At 44.4% G+C, this 21,713-nt stretch carries 18 protein-coding genes and 1 riboswitch; of the genes, 3 read left to right on the top strand and 15 right to left on the bottom strand.

Going from position 1 to position 21,713, the window contains the following annotated elements:
- Window positions 1–55 precede the first annotated feature (55 nt).
- The 4 genes from C8322_RS00630 to prfB all read right to left on the bottom strand — a co-directional run bounded on the left by C8322_RS00630 (window position 56) and on the right by prfB (window position 4,069).
- Window positions 56–1,336, bottom strand: a complete 1,281-nt coding sequence (locus tag C8322_RS00630) for a 3-deoxy-D-manno-octulosonic acid transferase (protein WP_008305722.1) — start codon at window positions 1,334–1,336, stop codon at window positions 56–58.
- Between the two features lie 80 nt (window positions 1,337–1,416).
- Window positions 1,417–2,502, bottom strand: a complete 1,086-nt coding sequence (locus C8322_RS00625; RefSeq protein ID WP_008305724.1) for an alkene reductase — start codon at window positions 2,500–2,502, stop codon at window positions 1,417–1,419.
- A gap of 25 nt (window positions 2,503–2,527) precedes the next feature.
- A complete protein-coding gene (locus C8322_RS00620) occupies window positions 2,528–2,827 on the bottom strand; it encodes an ArsR/SmtB family transcription factor (RefSeq protein WP_005180779.1) in 300 nt (99 codons plus the stop codon).
- A gap of 146 nt (window positions 2,828–2,973) precedes the next feature.
- A protein-coding gene (gene prfB / locus C8322_RS00615; protein ID WP_108675737.1) for a peptide chain release factor 2 occupies window positions 2,974–4,069 on the bottom strand; the annotation gives its coding sequence in 2 pieces (ribosomal slippage) (window positions 2,974–3,996 and window positions 3,998–4,069; 1,095 coding nt in all).
- 488 nt (window positions 4,070–4,557) lie between these two features.
- Between prfB and C8322_RS00610 the strand changes: the two genes are divergently transcribed.
- Together C8322_RS00610 and C8322_RS00605 are read left to right on the top strand one after the other, a co-directional pair.
- Window positions 4,558–5,337 (top strand): putative porin, encoded by a 780-nt coding sequence (locus C8322_RS00610; RefSeq protein ID WP_004813724.1) that lies wholly within the window; start codon window positions 4,558–4,560, stop codon window positions 5,335–5,337.
- A 159-nt stretch (window positions 5,338–5,496) separates the two neighbouring features.
- Window positions 5,497–6,255, top strand: a complete 759-nt coding sequence (locus C8322_RS00605; protein ID WP_034592709.1) for a putative porin — start codon at window positions 5,497–5,499, stop codon at window positions 6,253–6,255.
- A gap of 48 nt (window positions 6,256–6,303) precedes the next feature.
- Here C8322_RS00605 and recJ read toward each other — a convergent pair whose 3' ends face one another.
- The 10 genes from recJ to C8322_RS00550 all read right to left on the bottom strand — a co-directional run bounded on the left by recJ (window position 6,304) and on the right by C8322_RS00550 (window position 20,051).
- The gene (recJ, locus tag C8322_RS00600; protein WP_008305735.1) at window positions 6,304–8,007 is read right to left on the bottom strand and encodes a single-stranded-DNA-specific exonuclease RecJ; all 1,704 of its coding nucleotides are present in this window, start codon (window positions 8,005–8,007) and stop codon (window positions 6,304–6,306) included.
- Window positions 8,008–8,664 carry a pyridoxamine 5'-phosphate oxidase gene (gene pdxH / locus C8322_RS00595; RefSeq protein ID WP_005220579.1) on the bottom strand — a complete coding sequence of 219 codons (657 nt, stop codon included), beginning with the start codon at window positions 8,662–8,664 and terminating at the stop codon, window positions 8,008–8,010. It abuts the gene before it with no gap.
- Between the two features lie 28 nt (window positions 8,665–8,692).
- A complete protein-coding gene (glmM, locus tag C8322_RS00590; RefSeq protein ID WP_005220577.1) occupies window positions 8,693–10,024 on the bottom strand; it encodes a phosphoglucosamine mutase in 1,332 nt (443 codons plus the stop codon).
- Between the two features lie 123 nt (window positions 10,025–10,147).
- Entirely contained in the window at window positions 10,148–11,614 is a 1,467-nt protein-coding gene (guaB, locus tag C8322_RS00585; RefSeq protein ID WP_004813737.1) for an IMP dehydrogenase, read from the bottom strand.
- 350 nt (window positions 11,615–11,964) lie between these two features.
- A complete protein-coding gene (locus tag C8322_RS00580; protein WP_008305741.1) occupies window positions 11,965–12,330 on the bottom strand; it encodes a YkgJ family cysteine cluster protein in 366 nt (121 codons plus the stop codon).
- Between the two features lie 94 nt (window positions 12,331–12,424).
- Complete coding sequence (locus C8322_RS00575; protein WP_004813740.1) at window positions 12,425–13,222, bottom strand: MBL fold metallo-hydrolase; 798 nt, start codon at window positions 13,220–13,222, stop codon at window positions 12,425–12,427.
- A 183-nt stretch (window positions 13,223–13,405) separates the two neighbouring features.
- On the bottom strand, window positions 13,406–13,981 hold the full coding sequence (locus tag C8322_RS00570) for a TMEM165/GDT1 family protein (RefSeq protein ID WP_008305743.1): 576 nt from the start codon (window positions 13,979–13,981) through the stop codon (window positions 13,406–13,408).
- A 72-nt stretch (window positions 13,982–14,053) separates the two neighbouring features.
- Window positions 14,054–14,196: riboswitch (yybP-ykoY riboswitch) on the bottom strand.
- Window positions 14,197–14,284: 88 nt separating this feature from the next.
- Window positions 14,285–16,315, bottom strand: a complete 2,031-nt coding sequence (locus tag C8322_RS00560; RefSeq protein ID WP_008305745.1) for a 2-oxo acid dehydrogenase subunit E2 — start codon at window positions 16,313–16,315, stop codon at window positions 14,285–14,287.
- A 2-nt stretch (window positions 16,316–16,317) separates the two neighbouring features.
- The gene (gene aceE / locus C8322_RS00555; protein WP_004890761.1) at window positions 16,318–19,020 is read right to left on the bottom strand and encodes a pyruvate dehydrogenase (acetyl-transferring), homodimeric type; all 2,703 of its coding nucleotides are present in this window, start codon (window positions 19,018–19,020) and stop codon (window positions 16,318–16,320) included.
- 332 nt (window positions 19,021–19,352) lie between these two features.
- Complete coding sequence (locus tag C8322_RS00550) at window positions 19,353–20,051, bottom strand: M23 family metallopeptidase (protein WP_004813747.1); 699 nt, start codon at window positions 20,049–20,051, stop codon at window positions 19,353–19,355.
- 108 nt (window positions 20,052–20,159) lie between these two features.
- Here C8322_RS00550 and C8322_RS00545 point away from each other — a divergent pair, with 108 nt between their 5' ends.
- On the top strand, window positions 20,160–20,600 hold the full coding sequence (locus C8322_RS00545; RefSeq protein WP_004813748.1) for a DciA family protein: 441 nt from the start codon (window positions 20,160–20,162) through the stop codon (window positions 20,598–20,600).
- 98 nt (window positions 20,601–20,698) lie between these two features.
- Here the strand turns inward: C8322_RS00545 and lpxC are convergent, their stop codons facing one another.
- Window positions 20,699–21,601, bottom strand: a complete 903-nt coding sequence (gene lpxC / locus C8322_RS00540) for a UDP-3-O-acyl-N-acetylglucosamine deacetylase (protein ID WP_004813751.1) — start codon at window positions 21,599–21,601, stop codon at window positions 20,699–20,701.
- Window positions 21,602–21,713: the final 112 nt, after the last annotated feature.

Here is a 21,713-nt window from a genome sequence, read left to right as displayed (position 1 = left end):
ATCTCTACAATTAAACTTTTAGTAGTAAACCGATATATGCGAGTGTGGTGCAGTTTTACAAATACTGATCTATTACTGCAATATGCTTGGCAAGCGAACCCTGATTCTGCTGCATAATCTTTTGTGCTGCGGTATTTAAACTTTCTGCCTTGGATGAATCATTTAGAATCTTCAGCAAAGTTGTAGCTGCCTGCTGAACATTCTCTACCACTTCTACAGCTTGAGCTTCAATAAACTCATCCACAATAGTCTGGAAGTTAAAATAATTCTTACCCAGAATCGTAGGCACATTTAGTGCGATCGGCTCCAGAATATTATGTCCACCACCAGGCTCATTTAAAGAACCACCGACATAGCAGACTTGGCTAAGTGCATACCACAGCCACATCTCACCCATTGAATCTGCCAGATAAATCTGGGTATCCGCTTCAATTTTCTGTTCCAAACTACGGCGTTGGGTGGTTAAGTTAAGAGCCTGCGCGGCCTGAAACACTTCATCAAAACGTTCCGGATGACGTGGCACCACAATACACAGTAAGTTTGGATCAGTATCTAGAGCTGCTTTTAATTCGGCCATCAGCTGCTGTTCTTCCGGTGCATGGGTACTGGCCAAGGTAATGATCTTACGGCCTTGTAAAGTCCATTCCCGTTTTAACTCACTCGCACGCTCAATAAACTGCTGTGGTGCCGTGATATCAAACTTGATATTACCTAAAATCTGGGTTTTTTTAGTTTCGATGCCTAAATCAATATAACGTTGTTGGGTTGCAAGATCTTGAGCCAATAGCTGCTGCATTGCGTTCAGCATGCTACGGGTTAGCCCTTTGACCTTGCCATAACCTTGAGCTGATTTTTCTGAAAGACGGGCATTCAGCAACAGACAGGGCACCTTATAATTCCTTGCCTGATCAATGAGATTTGGCCAGAGCTCAGTTTCCATTAATAGCAATAATTTCGGCTGATATTTCTGATAAAAATCCTGAATCAGATGTTTTTGATCGGCAGGTAAATAAACGGCCTGAAATAAATTTAAATAGGGTTCTTTAAGAAAAAGAGATTTGGCGCGTGCCTGACCTGTTTTAGTGGTATTGGTTACCAGCACCGGATGGCCTGATTTTAAATAATATTCAATCAGTGGCTGTGCCGCATTAGTCTCTCCAACCGAAACCACATGAAACCAGATGGCATGTTTGTTTTTTGGGGTCTGAAACGGACCAAAACGCTCAAGCAATTCCTGTTGTAGTTGTTCAGGACTTTCCGCACGCTTGCGAATACGTGACTGATATAAAGGCTTGATCAGTGTCAGTGCCGCGTTGTACCAAAAAGGAGTAGCCAAATGTTGCCCCGAAATTGAGTGAATCGGCAAAATATAACAGAGCCACATCGACATGTTAACCGATGTGGCTTATTTTCAGATTATTCTATTGTGCTTAAAACTTTTACTTCTGCCAAAGTCGGGTAATCAATATAACCCTCAGCCGCCTGACTGCCGATCATATTTTCCAGTTTTAGCTCGTTCAGCGGTGCATCTTGTAACAGACGCTCGTATAGGTCCGGATTGGCAATATAGGCCTTACCAAAAGAGACCGCATCTGCTTTACCTGAGGCTAAAAGTTCAATAGCATCCTCACGGCTCAAGCGCATATTAGCAATATACGGCACGCCACCTGAACGCTGTTTCATATATTCAGAAATGCTGTCTTCAGCCAGATATTCACGAGTAAAGAAAAACGCGATTTGACGTTTGCCCAGCTGCTCCATTGCATAACCAAATGTTTCACGTGGATCATCATCACCCATGTCATGCTCATCACCACGTGGTGCCAGATGCACACCAACACGATCCGCGCCCCAGACTTCGATCAAGGCATCCACCACTTCCAGCAGGAAACGAGTCCGGTTTTCAACAGAACCACCGTATTCATCTTCACGCTTGTTGGTCTTGGTTTGCAGGAACTGGTCAATCAGATAACCATTGGCGCCATGCAACTCTACCCCATCAAAACCGGCGTCTTTGGCACGAATTGCAGCCTGCTTATATTGCTCGGTAATGGCATGAATTTCTGAGATTTCCAGCGGACGTGGAAGAACATAAGGGCGCTTAGGACGTAACAGGCTGACGTGACCGGCCTGTTGTACTGAACTCGCCGATACCGGTGTTTCACCATTTAACAGCTCTGGATCAGAAACACGCCCCACATGCCATAGTTGGGCAACGATTAAACCACCCTTCTCATGTACAGCATTGGTTACCAGTTTCCAGCCTTCGACCTGTGCATCTGTAAATAGCCCAGGTGTATTGCGGTAACCATTGGCTTCTTCAGAAATAACTGTCGCTTCAGAAATGATCAGGCCTGCACTTGCACGTTGGGCATAGTACTCAGCCATCATCGCGGTTGGGACACGCTCATCGGTTGCACGACTACGGGTTAAAGGCGCCATGATGACACGGTTTTTTAATTCAAGCGCACCCAGTTTCAGGGGGGTATTTAATTCAGCCATACTGACTCCGACCTCCAGATCTATTTTAGAGGTGTTGTTGTAGATGTTCGATGTACTGCTGAATCAAAGCTTCGTTGCGGGAGAAATATGACCATTGCCCATGTTTGGTGGCGGTAATTAATCCCGCCTGCTGTAACACGGACAAATGATTGGACATGGTGGACTGCGAAACTTGCCCTAATTTTTCAATCTGGCCCGCACAAACACCACGCTGAAAGCCGCCACATTCTTCGGCAGACAGAAACTGCTCTGGTGTTTTTAACCATTCCAGAATTTGCCGGCGTGTGGGATTTGCCAGTGCTTTAAAGATCAGATCAAAGTCCATAGTCACATCACATAGTCGTGCGCAACAAAGCTGATTGCAGCATTTATCCCATTATATCGTATTTTTTCGATTTATATATCGAATATTTTAGATATAAGAGTCACAAACTGTATCTGCTTTGCTACGCAGAGAGTTAAAAGGTCTGCTTACAGGCCTTGTTTCAAGCTTGCTTCAATAAATTTATCCAGATCACCATCCAGAACTGCACCTGTATTTGAATTTTCAACACCAGTACGTAAGTCTTTGATACGTGAGTCATCCAGTACATAAGAACGGATCTGGCTACCCCAACCAATGTCAGACTTCGAGTCTTCTAATGCTTGAGCCGCTTCATTACGTTTGCTCATTTCCAGTTCATAGAGTTTTGCACGTAACTGTTTCCAGGCATGGTCACGGTTGGCATGTTGTGAACGCTGGTTCTGACAGGCCACCACAATACCGGTTGGAATATGGGTCAGACGTACCGCAGAGTCAGTTTTGTTAATGTGCTGACCACCGGCACCCGAGGCACGGTAAGTATCGGTACGGACATCTGAAGGATTGATTTCAATCTCAATATTGTCATCTACTTCAGGCGATACAAATACTGCAGAGAATGAAGTATGACGGCGGTTACCCGAGTCGAATGGTGATTTACGTACTAGACGGTGTACACCTGATTCGGTACGTAACCAGCCATAGGCATACTCACCTTCTACCCGGATCGTAGCAGACTTGATCCCGGCTACATCACCGTCAGACTCTTCCATCACTTCTGCTTTAAAACCATGACGTTCAATCCAGCGCATGTACATACGCAGCAGCATCGATGCCCAGTCTTGTGCTTCCGTACCACCTGAACCTGCCTGAATTTCCACATAGCATGGATTCGGATCCATCGGATTACTGAACATACGACGGAATTCAAGCTTTGCCAGCTCTTCTTCTGCTGTTGTCAATTCTGCCTGAACATCTTCAAGCATGGCTTCTTCATCGGCTTCTACAGCCAGATCAAGCATGGCTTGTGCATCTTCAAGCTGACTCGCCAGACCATCCAGTACATTCAGTACATTCTCAAGCTCGCCTTTTTCTTTGGCCATAGCCTGCGCACGGTTCTGATCATTCCAGATGGCTGGATCTTCTAATTCACGGAGAACCTCTTCCAAACGCTCTTTTTTCAGATCGTAGTCAAAGATACCCCCGTAGTGTTTGACCACGTTCGTTCAAGTCTTTTAGCTGGAGTAGATAAGGATTAATTTCCACGTGAATTTCTCTCAATCAATAAGGCATAAATTTTTAGCAGGCAATTATATCACAGTCCTTTCCCGCAGTTTGAACAGGACATCTGTATGATTTCTGCCTGCCATAAATATTTATTTCAATAATTCAACTCAATCAATTTAGCAGTGTTGATTCATCTTCATATAGAGAGAAAATGCATTCAAAATGAATTTTATTAACGAAAAATTTCTAATTTTTTAAAACTCAACCAGTCTATTTCATCATAAATTTTCTGATTATTTATTAATCAAAATCTCTAAAATTCACAATCTTTACATAGTTTTAATAAAACAAAACATTGTTTTTTTTATTTATATTTCAATGAATTAAAATCATAAAATTACACAAAATTACTGTATTGACATTAATGTAACTTTCCCTTGATTGACGATCTGCCGATTTGGGCTAGACTGAAACTGTAACAAAAAATGTATTAAATCCCAGCCAAAATTTCAGAGGGGAGTATCCGCATGAAAAAATTAGCAATCGCTTCAGCACTAATTTCAGCCGTAGCTTTTACGGGTACCGCAGCACATGCTTATCAAGCAGAAATTGGTGCATCAGCAGGCTTAACAGATCCGGACAACGGTAGTTCAAGCGGCTCTTTCGGTGTAGATGGCACTTACTACTTTAATCCTGTACAAACGCGTAATTCACCATTAGCCGAAGCTGCTTTCCTTGATCGTGCAAGCAATGTGAAAGCTGAATACCAATATGATGAAATTGGTGATGCTGAAGCACATCGCTACGGTGTCGGTGCAGAATACTTTGTACCGAATTCAGACTTCTATTTAGGTGGTAAGGTGAGTGGTCATGATTTACAAGACAATGATGACTTCGATAATGACCTGACGACTTATGCTGCAGAAGTGGGTTACCTTCCAGCACCAGGCTTATTGATTGCTGCTGGTGTGAAAGGATGGGATAACGACCGTGATGACGGTGTAGATCCAACACTTCGTGCAAAATATGTGACTACCTTAAGCAACGGTAAAGACATTAACCTTGAAGCTGGTGCCGCTTTTGGTGATCTCGATGAGTACAACCTGAAAGCTGACTACTTTATCGATAAAACTTTAAGCGTTGGTGCTGACTATCAGAACAATGACCTTATCGACCGTAGTGAATTTGGTGTGAGTGCACGTAAATTCATCAACCAGCAAGTTAGTCTTGAAGGCCGTGTAGGCTTTGGTGAAGCAGGTAATAATGACTACAATAAATTTGGTGTAGCTGCAAAATATCGCTTCTAATCTAAGTTAGACATAGCTTTAATAAAAGAGCCCTTCTTCGGAGGGGCTTTTTTAATGCACCAAAATAAGACCAATGGTCTTGACCATAAGAATAAAAAACATACAATTTGTTACAAGTATAAAATTTCAAGTTTTATCAATAACAACCGAGACTTATACATGTTAAAAAAAATTGTACTTGTAACTGCCCTGCTGGGTACATTTGGTTTGAGCCATGCTTATCAGACTGAAGTAGGTGGTAATCTGATTTATATTGATCCCGATCAAGGAGATTCTGCAATCGGATTTGGCCTAGATGGAACCTACTACTTTAATCCTGTACAAGTGAAAAACGCCCCATTCAATGAAGCTGCTTTTTTAAATCGTGCCAGCAATGTGAATGGTGGGTTTGCCTATATTAGTAATGATGACATCGATACTACGAGTTTAGGAGCAGGCGTAGAATTATTTGTACCTAACTCTGATTTCTATATCAGTGCTGACATTAGCCATAATGAAACAGAAGTTGAGCTTGGCCCTGTCACAGCCGAATCAGATCTAACCACGTATGGTGCTGAAGTAGGTTATTTACCAGTACCAGGTCTACTACTTGCCGCTGGCCTGCGTGGTTGGGACAATGACAATGATGATGGTGTTGATCCAACTTTACGCGCTAAATATGTTGCACCATTGGCAGGCAATGACATCAACTTGGAAGCTTATTTCGGTCTTGGCGATTTAGATGAATTCTCATTACGTGGCGACTACTACTTTGATAAAACCTTTAGCGTAGGCGTCGACTATTATGACAATGATGTCTATGACGAGTTTGGCATCAATGCAAAAAAATTCTTCAGTCCTCAAATGAGCCTTGAAGGACGTATAGGCTTAGGTGATGATGAAGATTCTTTCTCTGTTCGTGCAGCATATCGCTTCTAATTAAATATTACAGAGTATAAAAAACCGCTCTTTTGAGCGGTTTTTTATTTACTGTTCCAGATGTGCAATCCGCATCTGCAAACTGACATTGCCATTAAAGATATTTTTGTCCAGTTCATAGACCAGACGTACACTGTCCCGCATTGGATCAAACTGATATTTACTGGCTGCATTAAAGGCAATCGCATCCACCACCTGTCCATTTTCCAGCGCCACTCGCAGCTTCAGATGTACCTCTTTAAGCCAGCGATAATCCAATACTTTAAATATGCCTTCAAATATAGGTTGTGGAAACTTTTGTCCCCATGGGCTCAGATTATGCAGAAGATCTACTGTATCAATCTGAAATGCAGAGGCTGGCAGCTCACCATCAGTCCATAACGTTGCAGTAAACAGACTTTCATCCATACTGCCTATTAACTGTTCAAAGGTCTGCTTAAATTCAGCAAAATGTGCTTTTTTAATGGTCAGGCCTGCCGCAGCTGCATGCCCACCAAAGTGACTGACAATATGTGGATTTTGTTCAGCGACCCGCTCAATCGCATCACGGATATGAATCCCCTCAATTGAACGGGCAGAACCCTTGATATGAATGCCATCTTCATCTGCAGCAAAAACAATACTTGGACGATGGAACTGTTCTTTTAAACGTCCAGCGACAATTCCAATCACGCCTTGATGCCAATGCTGTTCAAACATGATCAGGGCAGCCGGCAGCTCCATTTCATCCAGCTGGATTTTTTCCAGTTCAGCCAGCGCCTCCTGCTTGATCTTGCCTTCGACCTGACGGCGCTCGACATTGAGCTGATTCAGCTGTTCTGCGAGTGGATAAGCAGTTGCCAGATCTTTAGCGAGTAGACATTCAATCCCGATATCCATGGTTTCCATACGTCCAGCCGCATTAATGCGCGGACCGAGTACAAAACCGAGATCTTGGGCTTTTAACGTTGCTGCATCCCGCCCTGCGATTTCCAGCAGTGCACTAATCCCTGGACGGCATAAGTGCTGCTGAATCCGCTTCAGCCCAGCATCAACCAAAATACGGTTGTTATAGTCCAGGCTAGCTACATCTGCATAGGTTCCCAGTGCCACCAGATCCAGATAATTGGTGATTACTGTAGAAGACTTACCAAGCTTCTTACGATGGGTAGACAGATTGGCTAATACATAGAAAGCCACGCCTACCCCAGCCAGTGCCTTGCTTGGAAATTCACAACCGAGCTGATTTGGATTGACCACCGCTTCAGCAGCAGGTGTCGGTTTGGTGGTAAGATGGTGATCAGTGATAATCACCTGCATACCATGATCTTGTGCCTGTTTTACCCCGTCATGACTGGAAATACCATTATCCACAGTAATGAGTAGATCAGGGGTAAAACTGGCAAATGCCAGATCAGCAATTGCCGGCGTTAAGCCATAGCCATATTTAAAACGGTCTGGGACCAGATAATTAACATCCGCTCCCATATCACGCAGTGCCAGCAGCATTAATGCCGTACTGGTGGCACCATCGGCATCATAATCACCGACAATCACGATTTTCTGACCTGCATCAATCGCTGCATCGATCAGCTGAATGGCTTCCGGCAAGCCTTTCATGCTCGGTGCCAACAGATACTTGAGTTTCAGCTCAAGCTCCTGCTGCGATTCCACTCCACGGCGTGCCAGAATCTCTGCAATAAAAGACGGTACGTCCTGAAAAGATTCAGGACGGGTCAGTAAAGGGCGCTGCTTGATTTCAAGTTTTGGCATTTATGGCATCAGTCGCTGCAATGTCCAGGCATCGTCATTCTTGGTATAACTCAGACGATCATGCAAACGATTTGGACGTCCTTGCCAGAATTCATAATAATCAGGTACTAAACGGTAACCACCCCAGAATTCTGGCTTATCAAGCTGTTCCTGGTTCGCCATCGTATCATGGTAGTCCCAGAAACGCTGCTGCAGCTCATCACGACTGGCAATCACGCCACTCTGGGGCGTACTGACATGCGCAGCAATCTGACTGTCACGTGGACGCTTATGATAATAATCTGTGGATTCTTCTTTGGAGATTTTAACTACACGCCCAGAAACACGGATTTGTCGTTCCTGCTCCTGCCAGTAAAATAGCAGCTCAGCATAAGGATTTACCTCAAGGTCCATCCCTTTCTGGCTATCATAATTGGTATAGAAAGCATAACCATCTGGAGTCGCCCCACGCAGTAAGACTGTGCGTACATGCGGACGACCTTGCGCATTTGCCGTAGCCAGTGACATGGCATAAGGCTCATGCAGTTGCGCTGCCAGGGCATGGTTAAACCAGAACAAAAACTGTTCATGTGGATCCAGTTTAACCTGATCCTCAAGCAGCTCGCCTTTCTGATAATTCAGACGTAGTTCACTCAGATCTTTAATTAAATCAGTCATTCCATCTCTCTATAATCAGTCAGCAAGTTTAGGCAGCATTGGCACGTACAGCATCTGCCAATGAATGGGCCAGTGTAGTGACTTCATCCAGGTCTTCGCCTTCCACCATAACACGAATAACCGGCTCAGTACCTGACTTACGAATCAGCAAGCGGCCATGGCCTTTCAGCTGTTGTTCTGCTTTTTCAAATTCAGCAGCAAGCGCAGGGACGGCGTACGGATCAAACATGGCGTCCAGACGCACATTGACCAATACGTTCGGTAACAAGCGGAAATCCGCTACCAGTTCATGCAGAGCTTTCTTCTGCTCAACCATCACTGTCAATACTTGTAGCGCAGCAATAATGGCATCACCCGTGGTGCTCTTGTCTAGTGTCAGGATATGACCGGATGGCTCACCGCCAGTGACCCAGCCCTTTTGCTCCAGACCTTGTAATACATAACGGTCACCCACCTTGGCACGCAAGAATGGGACTTGGGCTTTTTCTAGAGCCAATTCCAGCGCCATATTACTCATGAGTGTGCCCACAATTCCTGCTGGCTTATTTTTGGCCTGAGTCGCAAGGATATACAGAATATGGTCACCAGTAATCTGCTCACCGTTTTTGTCGACCATAATGACACGGTCAGCATCTCCATCAAAGGCAATCCCAAGATCAGCCTGATATTCAATGACTGCTTTTTGCAGATTCTCAGGATGAGTTGAGCCACAGTCTTTATTGATATTAAGGCCATCAGGATCATCAAACATTGCAATAACTTTTGCGCCCAATTCACGGAACACTGCAGGACCCACGTTATAGGCTGCCCCATTGGCACAATCCACTACAATCGTTAAATCATTCAGATCTAAATGATAAGGGAATGTCGATTTACAGAATTCGATATAACGGCCATTGGCATCTTTGACACGGAAACTTTTACCCAGATTCGCCGTATCTTCAATCACCAGTTCTTTTTCGAGTTCCTGATTAATTTCATCCTGCAAAGTATCTGGCAGTTTTTTGCCCTCACCTGAGAAGAATTTAATCCCGTTATCAAAATACGGATTATGAGAAGCTGAAATAACAATACCCAGACTGGCATGCAGTGCACGGGTCAAATGGGCAATTGCAGGAGTCGGTAATGGACCCAGTAAATGTACATAAACACCTGCTGCGTTCAGGCCCGCCTGCAAGGCAGATTCCAAAATATAGCCTGATAAACGCGTATCTTTCCCCATCACCACCAGCGGTTTATTTTTCTTGCTATATCGCTTGAGTACCTTTCCTGCAGCAAAGCCTAATTTAAGCGCAAACTCAGGCGTAATTGGCAATTCGCCAAACTTGCCACGGATACCATCGGTGCCAAAATAACTCATCGTTGTCTCACTTCTTATTGGGTGATTTCCATCATCCATTTTTACAATGTGTGACACTTTACACCAAAACAAAAAAGCCGTCATTTGTATGACGGCTTTTTTCGAACGAGTGCAGAAAGGAAATTAGCCAACGCGATAATTCGGCGCTTCCTTGGTAATCGTCACGTCATGTACGTGAGATTCAGACATACCTGCAGAAGTGATTTTCACAAACTTCGCATTTTGGCGAAGATCTTCAATCACTGCAGAACCGGTATAACCCATAGATGAACGCAGACCACCCATCATCTGATGCACGATGTTACCCATTGGGCCTTTATAAGGTACACGCCCTTCAATGCCTTCTGGAACCAGTTTCTCGGCACCCGCTTTAGAATCCTGGAAATAACGATCTGCAGAACCTGTTGCTCCAGCCATCGCACCTAATGAGCCCATACCACGGTAAGCTTTATAGTAGCGGCCCTGGAAGAACTCAACTTCACCTGGTGCTTCTTCGGTACCAGCCAACAGTGAACCCACCATGATGGTGCTTGCACCAGCGCCAATCGCTTTTGCCATATCGCCAGAGAAACGGATACCACCATCAGCAATCAATGGAATCTGTTCTTTCAATGCATTCGCAACTGAATCGATTGCAGAGATTTGCGGCATACCAATACCGGCAACAATACGCGTCGTACAGATTGAACCAGGACCGATACCCACTTTAACAGCATCTGCACCAGCATCCAGAAGTGCAAGTGCAGCATCACCCGTTGCAATGTTACCGCCAATCACCTGAACTTGTGGGAAGTTCTGTTTTACCCAACGTACACGTTCAATCACACCAGCAGAGTGACCATGTGCAGTATCGACGACAATCACGTCTACACCAGCTTCAACCAATGCTTCAACACGGCTTGGTGTTTCTGCACCCGTACCAACTGCAGCACCCACGCGTAGGCGACCTAAGTCATCTTTACAGCTGTTTGGATAGCTTTCAGCTTTGCGGAAATCTGTAACCGTGATCAAACCTTTCAGTTCTTGCTGTTCATTTACCACCAGAACTTTTTCGATACGGTGTTTTTGCAGTAAGGCCTGGATGTTTTCTTTCGACTCACCTTCACGAACTGTGACCAGACGATCCTGACCTGTCATGATGTTACTGACTGGCTGTTCAAGATTGGTTTCAAAGCGTGTATCACGACCTGTCACGATACCAACCACTTTGCCATCTTTAACAACAGGTACACCGCTAATATTGTTTGCCTGAGTCAAGGCAATCAACTCACGAACGGTAGTTTCTGGGGTAACAATGATTGGATCTTTCACCATACCCGCTTCGAATTTCTTCACACGACGTACTTCAGCAGCCTGTGCAGCAATATCCATGTTCTTGTGCAGAATACCGATACCACCATTTTGCGCCATTGCAATCGCCATACGGGATTCAGTCACCGTATCCATAGCTGCAGACACAAGAGGAATATTCAGGTTAATGCCACGAGTCAGGCGTGTCTTTAGAGAGACATCTTTTGGGAGAACAGTAGAGTAGGCAGGGAGTAATAGGACATCATCGAAGGTTAACGCGTCTTGAACGATGGTCAACATAACAGTCTCACTGGTAATTTCCGTGCGCCATTATAAACAAATTTAGCTCTAAATTTCATTGCAATTGCAAAATTTATTTTGTCGAAATCTGGACTTAGATTTAATTTAACTGGCTAAATTTATAAATTCGACTATTCAATCAACAGTTTAAATATTCCAGCTTGGCAAGAAGAATAATTAAGCTTACAAAATCATTTATGCACTTGTTATTTTCCACAGATAGTGAAATAAAAAACCAATCATTCAGCGATAATACTTTGCCTGTAAATTTGAAGCTCAAGCATGCCAATATTTATCTCCAATAAAAAACAGAGCCGAAGCTCTGTTTTTTAAAATCTTAAATTCAAGATTTAACTGACGCGTTCAAAGTTATCGTCATTCTCGGCTTCATCCCGATCGATCTGGATGAATGGAATCATATTATGGGCAATGCGGGCTTTATTACACTGCGCATCTGCAACCTGTACTTCCTTACATGAAGTACTGCGTAGCTCATACATACCACAACTGACCTGCTCACCAATCGTACCTTGTAATGCAATACAGCGCGGATTTTTCTGATTGGTCCCTGCCATACACGAATACACCGATGTAACAGGTTCCGTATAGTGCTCCGGCATCGGAATACCCTCTGCCCAATAAAACGACACCCTGAAATGGGCGCAACATGCGCCACAACTTAAACATGCATCCTGTGTTGGAACTTGAGACAACATTTTTTATAAATTCTCGTCATCAAAAAGATTTTTTGGAATTCAAAAATATAAAAAATGTTGTTTTTTCACTCAAGTATTTTTTTAATTTTTCCTGTTATTCCGGACAGGTAAATACCGTTTCATCCATTAAGTCAGTGCCACATTCCAGGGTTTCAATCCAGTCCAGGAACTGATTGATCTGCTCTTTGCCCACAAACGGTGTACCGTGCTGTGGCACGATCATTTCTACATCCATGGTACGTACCATTTGCACCCAGAGACGGATCACCTTGTTATTACACATATAGCGCTGGTGAAAGCCTTTCATTTTCGGGATATGCGCCGCAAAGTTTTCCAGTGGACGCGAAGCGTCTTCGACCATAGACGCGCCCATATCGCCTGAAAACAGGATTTTTGCAATCGGGTCATAGAATTGGAAATTACCCACTGAATGCAGAAAATGAGCGGGAATTGCCACAATATTGGAATTGCCCAGTTTGATAATCTGGCCATGATCCGGCAGCTCCACCAGACGATCTAACCAGTTACCTTTCATGCGGTCACTCATAAAGGCCGAGTTCAGGTGCGGCAAGAAACGTGCCCAAAGCTTGGATGCAACCACTTTGGCATCGGTATAGACTAACCAGCGCGGCATCGAAGTGATAATGTCCGGATCTTGATGCGAGGCCATGACATAGTCCAGATTGGCCAAACGGGTATATTTGTTCAGTTCCATGGTGAGTGGCACATAAGTCAGGTCACCACCCGGATCCAGTACTGCCGCACGGTTATTATCAATAATTAAAAACTGGTTGGCCTGAACGCCTTCACCTTTTACCAGGCTGGTAAAACTAATGCACTTGTGGATGCCATCATCAAATAAAACCTGTGATGTGGTACGTTCAAAAGCCATAACTTTCCCCAATTTTATACATTTAAAAATGATTTTTGTGTTGTTGTTAACATATAAGTATTCGGAGAAACTTACAATAAATAAAAATGTATATATAGCCTTATTTATCAGCATTTTGAGAGCTATTTCACAATAAAAAATCCCGAGTTTTTAGCTCAGGATTTAATATATTATTCTTATGAATTAGAAATAATAATGTTTGAGCAAGGTACCAATACCAATCAACAAGAAGATCAACGCACCAATTTTATGAATCAAGGCGATTGGCAGGCGGTTTGCCAGCTTATCCCCAATAAAAACTGCCGGTGCATTGGCAATCATCATACCTATTGTGGTTCCCAGCATCACCCAAAGCACACTGTCAAAACGTGCTGCCAAGGCTACAGTTGCAACTTGGGTTTTGTCACCAATTTCTGCCAGGAAGAATAGGATAAAGGTCGCACCAAATACCCCCAATTTTTGCCATTTATTGATGCTAGAAGATTCATCACCAAGTTCATCCGGAATCAGCATCCAGATCGCCATTGCAATAAAACCAATTGAAACAACCCATAACAACACATCTGGACTCATTACCGTGGTAATCCACTGACCTAATACCGCAGACAAACCGTGGTTGATCAAGGTCGCTAGCAAGATCGCAACAAGAATAGGAACAGGCTTTCTGAATCGCGCGGCAAGCAGCAAGGCAAGCAATTGGGTCTTATCGCCCATTTCGGCCAGCGCTACAATGGCAGTTGAAAGAAGGAATTCGTACATGTGTCTTTCTCTGGCTGGCATGTGCTACCGATGACTTACCCTTCCCGCCAGCCAAAATCTGCAGAATGGTAAATCAAAGGTCTTGCCAACAAAAGAAAGCTTCGAGAAGCTCATTTGGTTCTTTGCTATGATGACCATGTCCGGTTCAGGACAAATATGTTGACCATCACCCTTTCGCTTTGCGCAAAAGGCGGCTACTCCCCAATGAAGTAAGCTCATTATAATCAAGAGCATCCATATTTACAAATCGTAATATAAAAAAACCCTGCCGGAGCAGGGTCTTTCTATTAAAGCATTAATGAATTAGATCAATAGGCTACGAATATCTTTTAACAATTTGGTTAATTTATTGGTGAAGCGTGCCGCATCTGCACCATTAATCACACGATGATCGTATGACAATGACAATGGAAGCATTAAGCGTGGATCAAAGCCCTCACCATTCCAAACCGGTTGCATGGTCGCAGGTGAAATACCCAGGATTGCAACTTGTGGCCAGTTCACAAGTGGGGTAAACGCTGTACCACCAATTGCTCCAAGACTTGAAATCGTGAAATTCGCACCTTGCAGATCTTTCGGTGAAAGTTTCTTATCACGTGCTTTTTGACCCAGTTCACCCAATTCTTTCGAAATTTGCTTAATGGATTTTTGATCTGGATTACGCAGTACAGGAACCGTCAAACCATCTGGTGTTGCGACTGCAATCCCCATATGGATTTCGTTACGCAACAGGACTGACTTACCGTCATCTGCCAAATGACCTGCAAATTCACGCTCTTCTTTTAGCAGGTGTGCTACTGCCTTGATGATGAATGACATAATAGTCAGGCTTAGGCCTTCTTTCTTAAAGTTGCCTTTAAGTTCATTACGCCATGCTTCAAGTTCAGTAATATCGGCCAAGTCGAACTGTGTCACTTGCGGGATGTAATTATTGAGAGACAACTGCGGAATAGAAACCTGCTGCAAACGCGTCAAGGCTTTCTCTTCCACGCCACCAAATGCATCGAAGCTTGGTAGTTTTGGTAAGCCTGCGGGTGCAGCCGCGGCTGGCGCAACTGCAGCAGGTGCCGGTGCAGTCAGACGTGTTTTCACATATGCAAACAGATCTTCTTTCATCAGGCGTGCATGCGGACCAGATGCTTTGACTTCAGCAAGTACCACACCCAGCTCACGTGCAAGTTTACGAACTGCGGGACCGGCGTAGACTTTGGCATTGGCAGCGTTCTGCTCTTTGGTGAGCTTGTCGGCATTTTGTGTTTCAGGTGCAGCAGCAGTCTCAGCTTTTGACGCTGCAGCTGGTGCAGGTGCAGCTTTAACTGCTGGCACTTCTGCTTTTGGAGCCGGGGCTGTCGCAGGTGCTGCCTGCCCTGCAGCTTCAATCGTAATCAGTGCAATGCCTTCAGAAACGTTCTGGCCGAGCTCAACATGAATTGACTTGATCACACCTGCAGTCGTGCTTGGCACTTCGACAGTCGCCTTATCCGATTCCACCACGATGATGCTTTGGTCTTTCTCAACCTTGTCACCGACCTGTACCAGAATTTCTGCTACAGCAGCTTTGTCGACACCCAAGTCAGGTACTTTCACTTCCACATCACCCGCAGGCGCTGCGGGTGCTTGTGTAACTGTTTCAGCTTTGGCTTCAGGTGCTGCTGGTGCAGAAACCTGTTCAGCCGACTCAGGAGCTGCTTGCTTAACCGATACTGAAGCCGCAGTTTTCACTGTTAGGATAACCACACCTTCTTTAACGGTGTCACCTTCCTTAATTTGTATAGCGTCTACTGTACCATCGACGGTGCTTGGAACTTCAACAGTCGCTTTATCAGACTCTACGACCACGATGCTTTGATCAACCGTGATTTCATCACCGACCTGTACCAGAATTTCACCCACCAGTGCTTTTTCTACACCGATATCTGGCACTTTCACTTCAACAGTCGCAGATGCAGCGCTATTAGCAGCAGGTGCCTGGCTTTGTTTAGCCGCAGTGCCCGGCTGATGTGAAGCCACTTCCTGAAGGATTTCATCATCAGGTAATGAAGTCGCGGTATTTTCCGAAGTTTTATCAGACACATCAGCTTGCTGGGTTTCTACAGCATTGGCATCGTCTTCAGCCTCTAATTCAATGAGTACTGCACCTTCAGATACTTCATCACCCTGGTTAACCAGAATGCTTTTTACCACGCCTGCTGAAGTGCTAGGCACTTCAACAGAGGCTTTGTCAGATTCCAGCAGCACAATACTTTCATCGATGGTAATGGTATCACCCACTTTCACCAGAATTTCAGCAACTGTTGCCTTATCTACACCAATATCAGGAGTCGTAATTTGCATGATTAGTTCTCCTCCTTGTAGTCAGCAACAGCGTGTAGTTCAGGCGTTGCTTGTGGCGCCCATGCAACTGGACGATCAGTATCCAGCTCGAAGCTAGAAATCGCATCTTTCACTAGACGAGCATCTACTTCACCTTCGTCAGCCAGTTTCTTCAATGTAGCAACCACAATATGAGCAGCATCTACACCGAAGTAGCTACGAAGTTTGGCACGTGTATCGGAACGGCCATAACCATCAGTACCCAATGCAACGAATGGGCGGTTGTCTGGAAGGTAGGCACGGATTTGCTCACTATACGCACGCATATGGTCTGTTGCAGAAACAACGATACCGTTTGTGCCACGTAGTTGCTGAGCAACCCAAGACTCTTTCACTTCTTCAGCTAATGGATGTAAACGGTTGTACTCTTCACACGCCATACCATCACGTGCCAGCTCGTTGAAACTGGTTACGCTGTATACGTTTGAATGGATTTGATATTCTTCACGCAGGATCTTCGCAGCTTTGATCACTTCACGCAGAATCACACCTGAACCAAGCAACTGGACAGTCGCTTTCTCGTCTTCTTCCAGCAGATACATACCACGTTTGATGCCTTCTTCAACACCTTGTGGCATTGCAGGATGCTCGTAGTTTTCGTTCATTACGGTTAAGTAGTAGAACACACGCTCTTGATTCACGTACATACGCTTCAAGCCATCGTGAACAATCACGGCAAGCTCATAACCAAAGCAAGGATCATAAGAAATACAGTTTGGAATCGTATTCGCAAGAATATGCGAGTGGCCATCCTGGTGCTGTAAGCCTTCACCATTCAATGTAGTACGACCTGCTGTGGCACCGAGCAAGAAGCCTTGTGCTTGCGCATCACCTGCTGCCCATGCAATGTCACCAATACGCTGGAAACCAAACATAGAGTAGTACATGTACATTGGAATCATTGGCAGGTTATTGGTTGAATAACTGGTTGCCAACGCAGCCCAGGCACTCATCGCACCCGCTTCATTAATCCCTTCTTGAAGCATGTGACCGTCTTTTGCTTCACGGTAATGCATCAATTGTTCCTGGTCTTCAGGCGTGTATTTTTGACCATGTGCAGCATAAATGCCCAGCTGACGGAACATACCTTCCAGACCAAATGTACGTGCTTCATCTGGAACGATTGGAACCACGCGGTCTTTGATGGCTTTTTCTTTCAATAATGAAGAAATTAAACGAACCATCACCATGGTGGTTGATTGTTGCTTACCGTTAGAACCTGCAAGTACTGCGTCAAATACCGACAGTTCTGGAATCGCAAGCTGTTCGCTTTCCTTACGACGTGCAGGCAGGTAACCACCGAGCGCCTCACGACGTGCCTTCATATATTTCAACTCAGGCGAGTTTTCGCTTGGACGGTAGAATGGAACTTCTTCTAACTGCTCATCAGTAAATGGCAAGTTGAAACGGTTACGTACATATTTCAACGACTCAAGCTGCATTTTCTTGATTTGGTGAGTCTTATTCACCGCTTCAATTTCTTCAGACAGGCCATAGCCTTTCACTGTTTTCGCCAAGATAACAGTTGGCTGACCTGTGGATTTCATTGCTTCTGCATAGGCTGCATATACTTTGAATGGATCGTGACCACCGCGGTTCAAGTTGTCGATGTCTTCATCACTTAAACCTTTAACCAGCTCTTCAGCTTCTGGGTATTTACCAAAGAAGTGCGCACGTGTATAAGCACCACCTTTTACTTGATAACGTTGGTAATCGCCGTCTACCGCTTCTTCCATAATCGCTTTTAGAGCGCCAGTTTCATCTTTGGCAAGCAATGGATCCCAATGACGGCCCCAAACGACTTTAATGACGCGCCAGCCTGCACCACGGAATAGCGACTCAAGTTCCTGGATGATCTTGCCGTTACCACGTACCGGGCCATCAAGACGCTGCAGGTTACAGTTGACCACCCAAATCAAGTTATCTAACTTTTCACGGCCAGCCAGAGAGATTGCACCGGTACTTTCTGGTTCATCCATCTCACCATCGCCCAGGTAAGCCCAGACTTTACGATCTTCTTCCTTGATCAAGCCACGGTTCATCAAATACTTTTGAATGTGTGCCTGGTAGATCGACATAATTGGACCCAGACCCATCGATACAGTCGGGAACTGCCAGTAATCCGGCATCAAATATGGATGTGGATAAGAAGGTAAGCCAACGCCATCTACTTCACGACGGAAGTTATTTAAATGGTCTTCCGTTAAACGGCCTTCCAGAAATGAACGTGCATAGATACCCGGAGCACAGTGACCTTGATAATAGATCATGTCACCGCCGAAGCTGTCGCTATTGGCACGGAAGAAGTGGTTAAAGCCTACATCATATAACGTTGCGGATGATGCAAAACTGGCCAAGTGGCCACCTAGATCATCGCCAGTTTTATTTGCGCGAAGAACCATCGCCAATGCATTCCAGCGGATCAGCGCACGAATGCGGCGCTCCATGTCCTGGTCACCCGGCATAGGTGGTTGTTCTTCAACAGAAATCGTGTTTAAGTAAGGAGTATTTAAACGCTGAATGGGAACATGCTTAGCAATCGCGCGCTGATAAAGTTTCTCTAATAAGAAAGCTGCACGCTCAGTGCCCATGTGTTGCAAAACAGAGTCAAAAGCGTCTTGCCATTCTTGAGTTTCTTGCGCGTCTGTATCGCCATAAAACGCCATAATCTACTGTTCCTAAAGATCTACATTAATCGTTTATATGTATCATATTTAGGGCAGTGACAGGTATCGCCCACGCTGAATGCGCGAATGCCAGGGTATTTAGCAGCTAAATACCTATTGATCATTTATTACACAAAGATACAAATCTGAGTCAGTAAAGAATCAAAATTATACATTGATCATATTTTTTTAGTGATAAATTAAGACCTGAAAGCAATAAATCTCCAGTTTCTCTCATTTTAGAAAGAGACCAGAGATTTATTACTTTTAAATATGGATGTGCTTTTTCTGTAGGTGTTATGTACAGGGTAGCTTAAATGACCTGACAGGCCTTATGGCAGCATGGCAAGATAAGTTGAAGGATTCTTACGCTGACCGTCTTTTACTACTTCATAGTGTAAATGCGGGCCTGTACAGCGACCTGTACATCCTACGTTGGCAATGTGCTCACCTGCTTCTACGCGATCACCCACACGTGCAATCAGACGTGAAGCATGTGCATAACGAGTTAGGTAACCATTACCGTGATTAATTTCCACGTATTGGCCGTAACCTGTACCCCAACCTGACTTGGTCACAATACCAGGCCCCGTCGCATAGATCGGTGTACCGCTTGGTGCAGACATATCCAGACCAGAATGGTTTTCAGCGCGACCATTCATGGTACGCCCACCAAAGTCAGAGCTGACACGTTTCAGGTTTGGCAGAGGATGTGCAACTAACCAGGAATATGGAGAAGATGAAAAACTTGAAGAAGATTTAGATGTAGACTTAGAAGCGCCGTATTTTTTCTCAATCGTTGCATTGTTGAGCTCAACTGGCTTCTCACGGAGCTGAACACTTAATTTGGTTTCAGCAGGGATATAAACATCATCTGATTGTGTGTAAGCGCCCTGTGCTAAAGTCCGTGTAAGCTGCTCAAGACGATCGACGGATCCACTTTCCTGATTTAGATCCACTAAATCTGCGAATGCTACAGAAGCAGCTGAACTCGCCAGGGAAAATGCCAACAAAATACGTCGCAAATGCATAAAAAACCTCTCTAAAACTGTTTTAATCGAGTTCCTTGGGTGATCTCTTCCTTGATATCTACCGAAAAGAGCGCATAAGATTAAGGCATAATCATGTAGGAATGATGTATGTCTGAACCTGTCAACGTTTTTCAACAAACAAGAAAACACATAAAAACAGGAAACTTCTCGTTTCTCTCATCACAAGTTGCTGCATGGCAGAAACTTACAAAACTCATTCAACCTTTGTTGCCCCAACCGGAACAGTGGCAGGTTGTCTGCTATCAAAATGGTGTGTTAACGCTTACTGGTGAAAACCAGGCCATGATTTCTCAATTGGCCTACTTACAGAAGCAATACGTTTCACAACTCTCTCAAATTAGCGAATTAAAGGACTTAACCAAACTGCAAGTGTGTTTACGAAATCCCTCCAAAACACCTTTGATTACAGAAAAATCCGAAAGAGCCTTAAGCCCAGAAACACAGGATATGCTCCGTAGTGCTGCTGACTTTATAAGCGACCCTAAGCTTAGCCAAGCTTTACTACGTTTGGCAAGCAATAAAAAATAACATACAAATTAAATCATGTTGATTTACAATGTAAATTGCGAGAACCAGTTCTCATTCTATATTGTTATAATATAACATACACACTAAAAGACAATGACTTATGTCACATTCACATAAGGAATTGGACAAGTTTCAATGTCATCAAATGTTACAATTTCATAGCTATCCGGATCACTGCTGACATTACGCAAAAGCTGGTTATTTAAGGCATGGCCTGACTTGTAACCGTCGAATTTAGCGATAATCTGGTGACCCATCAGATATAAGTCACCGACAGCATCCAAAATCTTGTGACGCACAAATTCATCTGAAAAACGTAACCCTTCTTCATTGACTACCCCAGTTTCATCCACGCCAATCGCGTTTTCCAGACTTGCACCAAGTGCCAGATTATTGGCTTTGAGATAGTCCAAATCTTTCATAAAGCCAAAGGTACGTGCTTCACTGACTTCATATACAAAGGTTTCAGTAGAGAAGTCGATGGTGGCAGACTGATATTCTTTCTTGAAAGCAGGATGATCAAAGTCGATGGTGAAGTTAAGCTGAAAGCCTTCATGCGGGCTAAAAGCCGCACGCTTATCATCAATAAGCGCTTCTACAGGTTTGATGATTTTAATAAATTTCTTTGGTGCCTGCAGTTCCTGAAGTCCACCCTGCATCAGCAGATAGATAAATGGCCCAGCACTACCGTCCATGATGGGCACTTCAGAAGCTGACACTTCAATAATCAGGTTATCGATGCCCAAGCCGGCAATAGCACTCATGACATGCTCAATGGTACCCACTTTGGCATTTTCCTGAACCAGATTCGAGCACATGAAGGCTTCCTGGATCAGCATGGCATTGGCGGGAATGTCAACTGGTGGATTCAGATCGATGCGTCGAAATACAATTCCCCCATCGGCATGGTGTGGCACGAAGTTAATCATGACTTTCTGCCCACTATGAAGACCGATACCGCTCGCTTTCACGACACGTTTCAGGGTACGCTGTTTCAACATGCTTTTATCATCTGTTCATCAACAAAACCGCTATACGTTAGCATATTTAGCCATTGATAAAAAACAAAAAGGTGGCCCTAAAGCCACCTTTTCTGTTGAATCATCGTAAACA

This window comes from Acinetobacter sp. SM1B (assembly GCF_003289665.1).
In the GTDB taxonomy this organism is placed as follows: domain Bacteria; phylum Pseudomonadota; class Gammaproteobacteria; order Pseudomonadales; family Moraxellaceae; genus Acinetobacter; species Acinetobacter schindleri.
The sequence above is the reverse complement of the archived record's forward strand: the minus strand, read 5'-3'. Positions and strand labels throughout refer to the sequence as shown.

Bases quoted from the DNA above. Each gene is read 5' to 3' on its own strand.
- C8322_RS00625 (WP_008305724.1), bottom strand. From the start codon at position 2,502: ATGGCTGAATTAAATACCCCCCTGAAACTGGGTGCGCTTGAATTAAAA.
- C8322_RS00620 (WP_005180779.1), bottom strand. From the start codon at position 2,827: ATGGACTTTGATCTGATCTTTAAAGCACTGGCAAATCCCACACGCCGG.
- C8322_RS00610 (WP_004813724.1), top strand. From the start codon at position 4,558: ATGAAAAAATTAGCAATCGCTTCAGCACTAATTTCAGCCGTAGCTTTT.
- C8322_RS00605 (WP_034592709.1), top strand. From the start codon at position 5,497: ATGTTAAAAAAAATTGTACTTGTAACTGCCCTGCTGGGTACATTTGGT.
- recJ (WP_008305735.1), bottom strand. From the start codon at position 8,007: ATGCCAAAACTTGAAATCAAGCAGCGCCCTTTACTGACCCGTCCTGAA.
- pdxH (WP_005220579.1), bottom strand. From the start codon at position 8,664: ATGACTGATTTAATTAAAGATCTGAGTGAACTACGTCTGAATTATCAG.
- glmM (WP_005220577.1), bottom strand. From the start codon at position 10,024: ATGAGTTATTTTGGCACCGATGGTATCCGTGGCAAGTTTGGCGAATTG.
- guaB (WP_004813737.1), bottom strand. From the start codon at position 11,614: ATGTTGACCATCGTTCAAGACGCGTTAACCTTCGATGATGTCCTATTA.
- C8322_RS00580 (WP_008305741.1), bottom strand. From the start codon at position 12,330: ATGTTGTCTCAAGTTCCAACACAGGATGCATGTTTAAGTTGTGGCGCA.
- C8322_RS00575 (WP_004813740.1), bottom strand. From the start codon at position 13,222: ATGGCTTTTGAACGTACCACATCACAGGTTTTATTTGATGATGGCATC.
- C8322_RS00570 (WP_008305743.1), bottom strand. From the start codon at position 13,981: ATGTACGAATTCCTTCTTTCAACTGCCATTGTAGCGCTGGCCGAAATG.
- C8322_RS00560 (WP_008305745.1), bottom strand. From the start codon at position 16,315: ATGCAAATTACGACTCCTGATATTGGTGTAGATAAGGCAACAGTTGCT.
- aceE (WP_004890761.1), bottom strand. From the start codon at position 19,020: ATGGCGTTTTATGGCGATACAGACGCGCAAGAAACTCAAGAATGGCAA.
- C8322_RS00550 (WP_004813747.1), bottom strand. From the start codon at position 20,051: ATGCATTTGCGACGTATTTTGTTGGCATTTTCCCTGGCGAGTTCAGCT.
- C8322_RS00545 (WP_004813748.1), top strand. From the start codon at position 20,160: ATGTCTGAACCTGTCAACGTTTTTCAACAAACAAGAAAACACATAAAA.
- lpxC (WP_004813751.1), bottom strand. From the start codon at position 21,601: ATGTTGAAACAGCGTACCCTGAAACGTGTCGTGAAAGCGAGCGGTATC.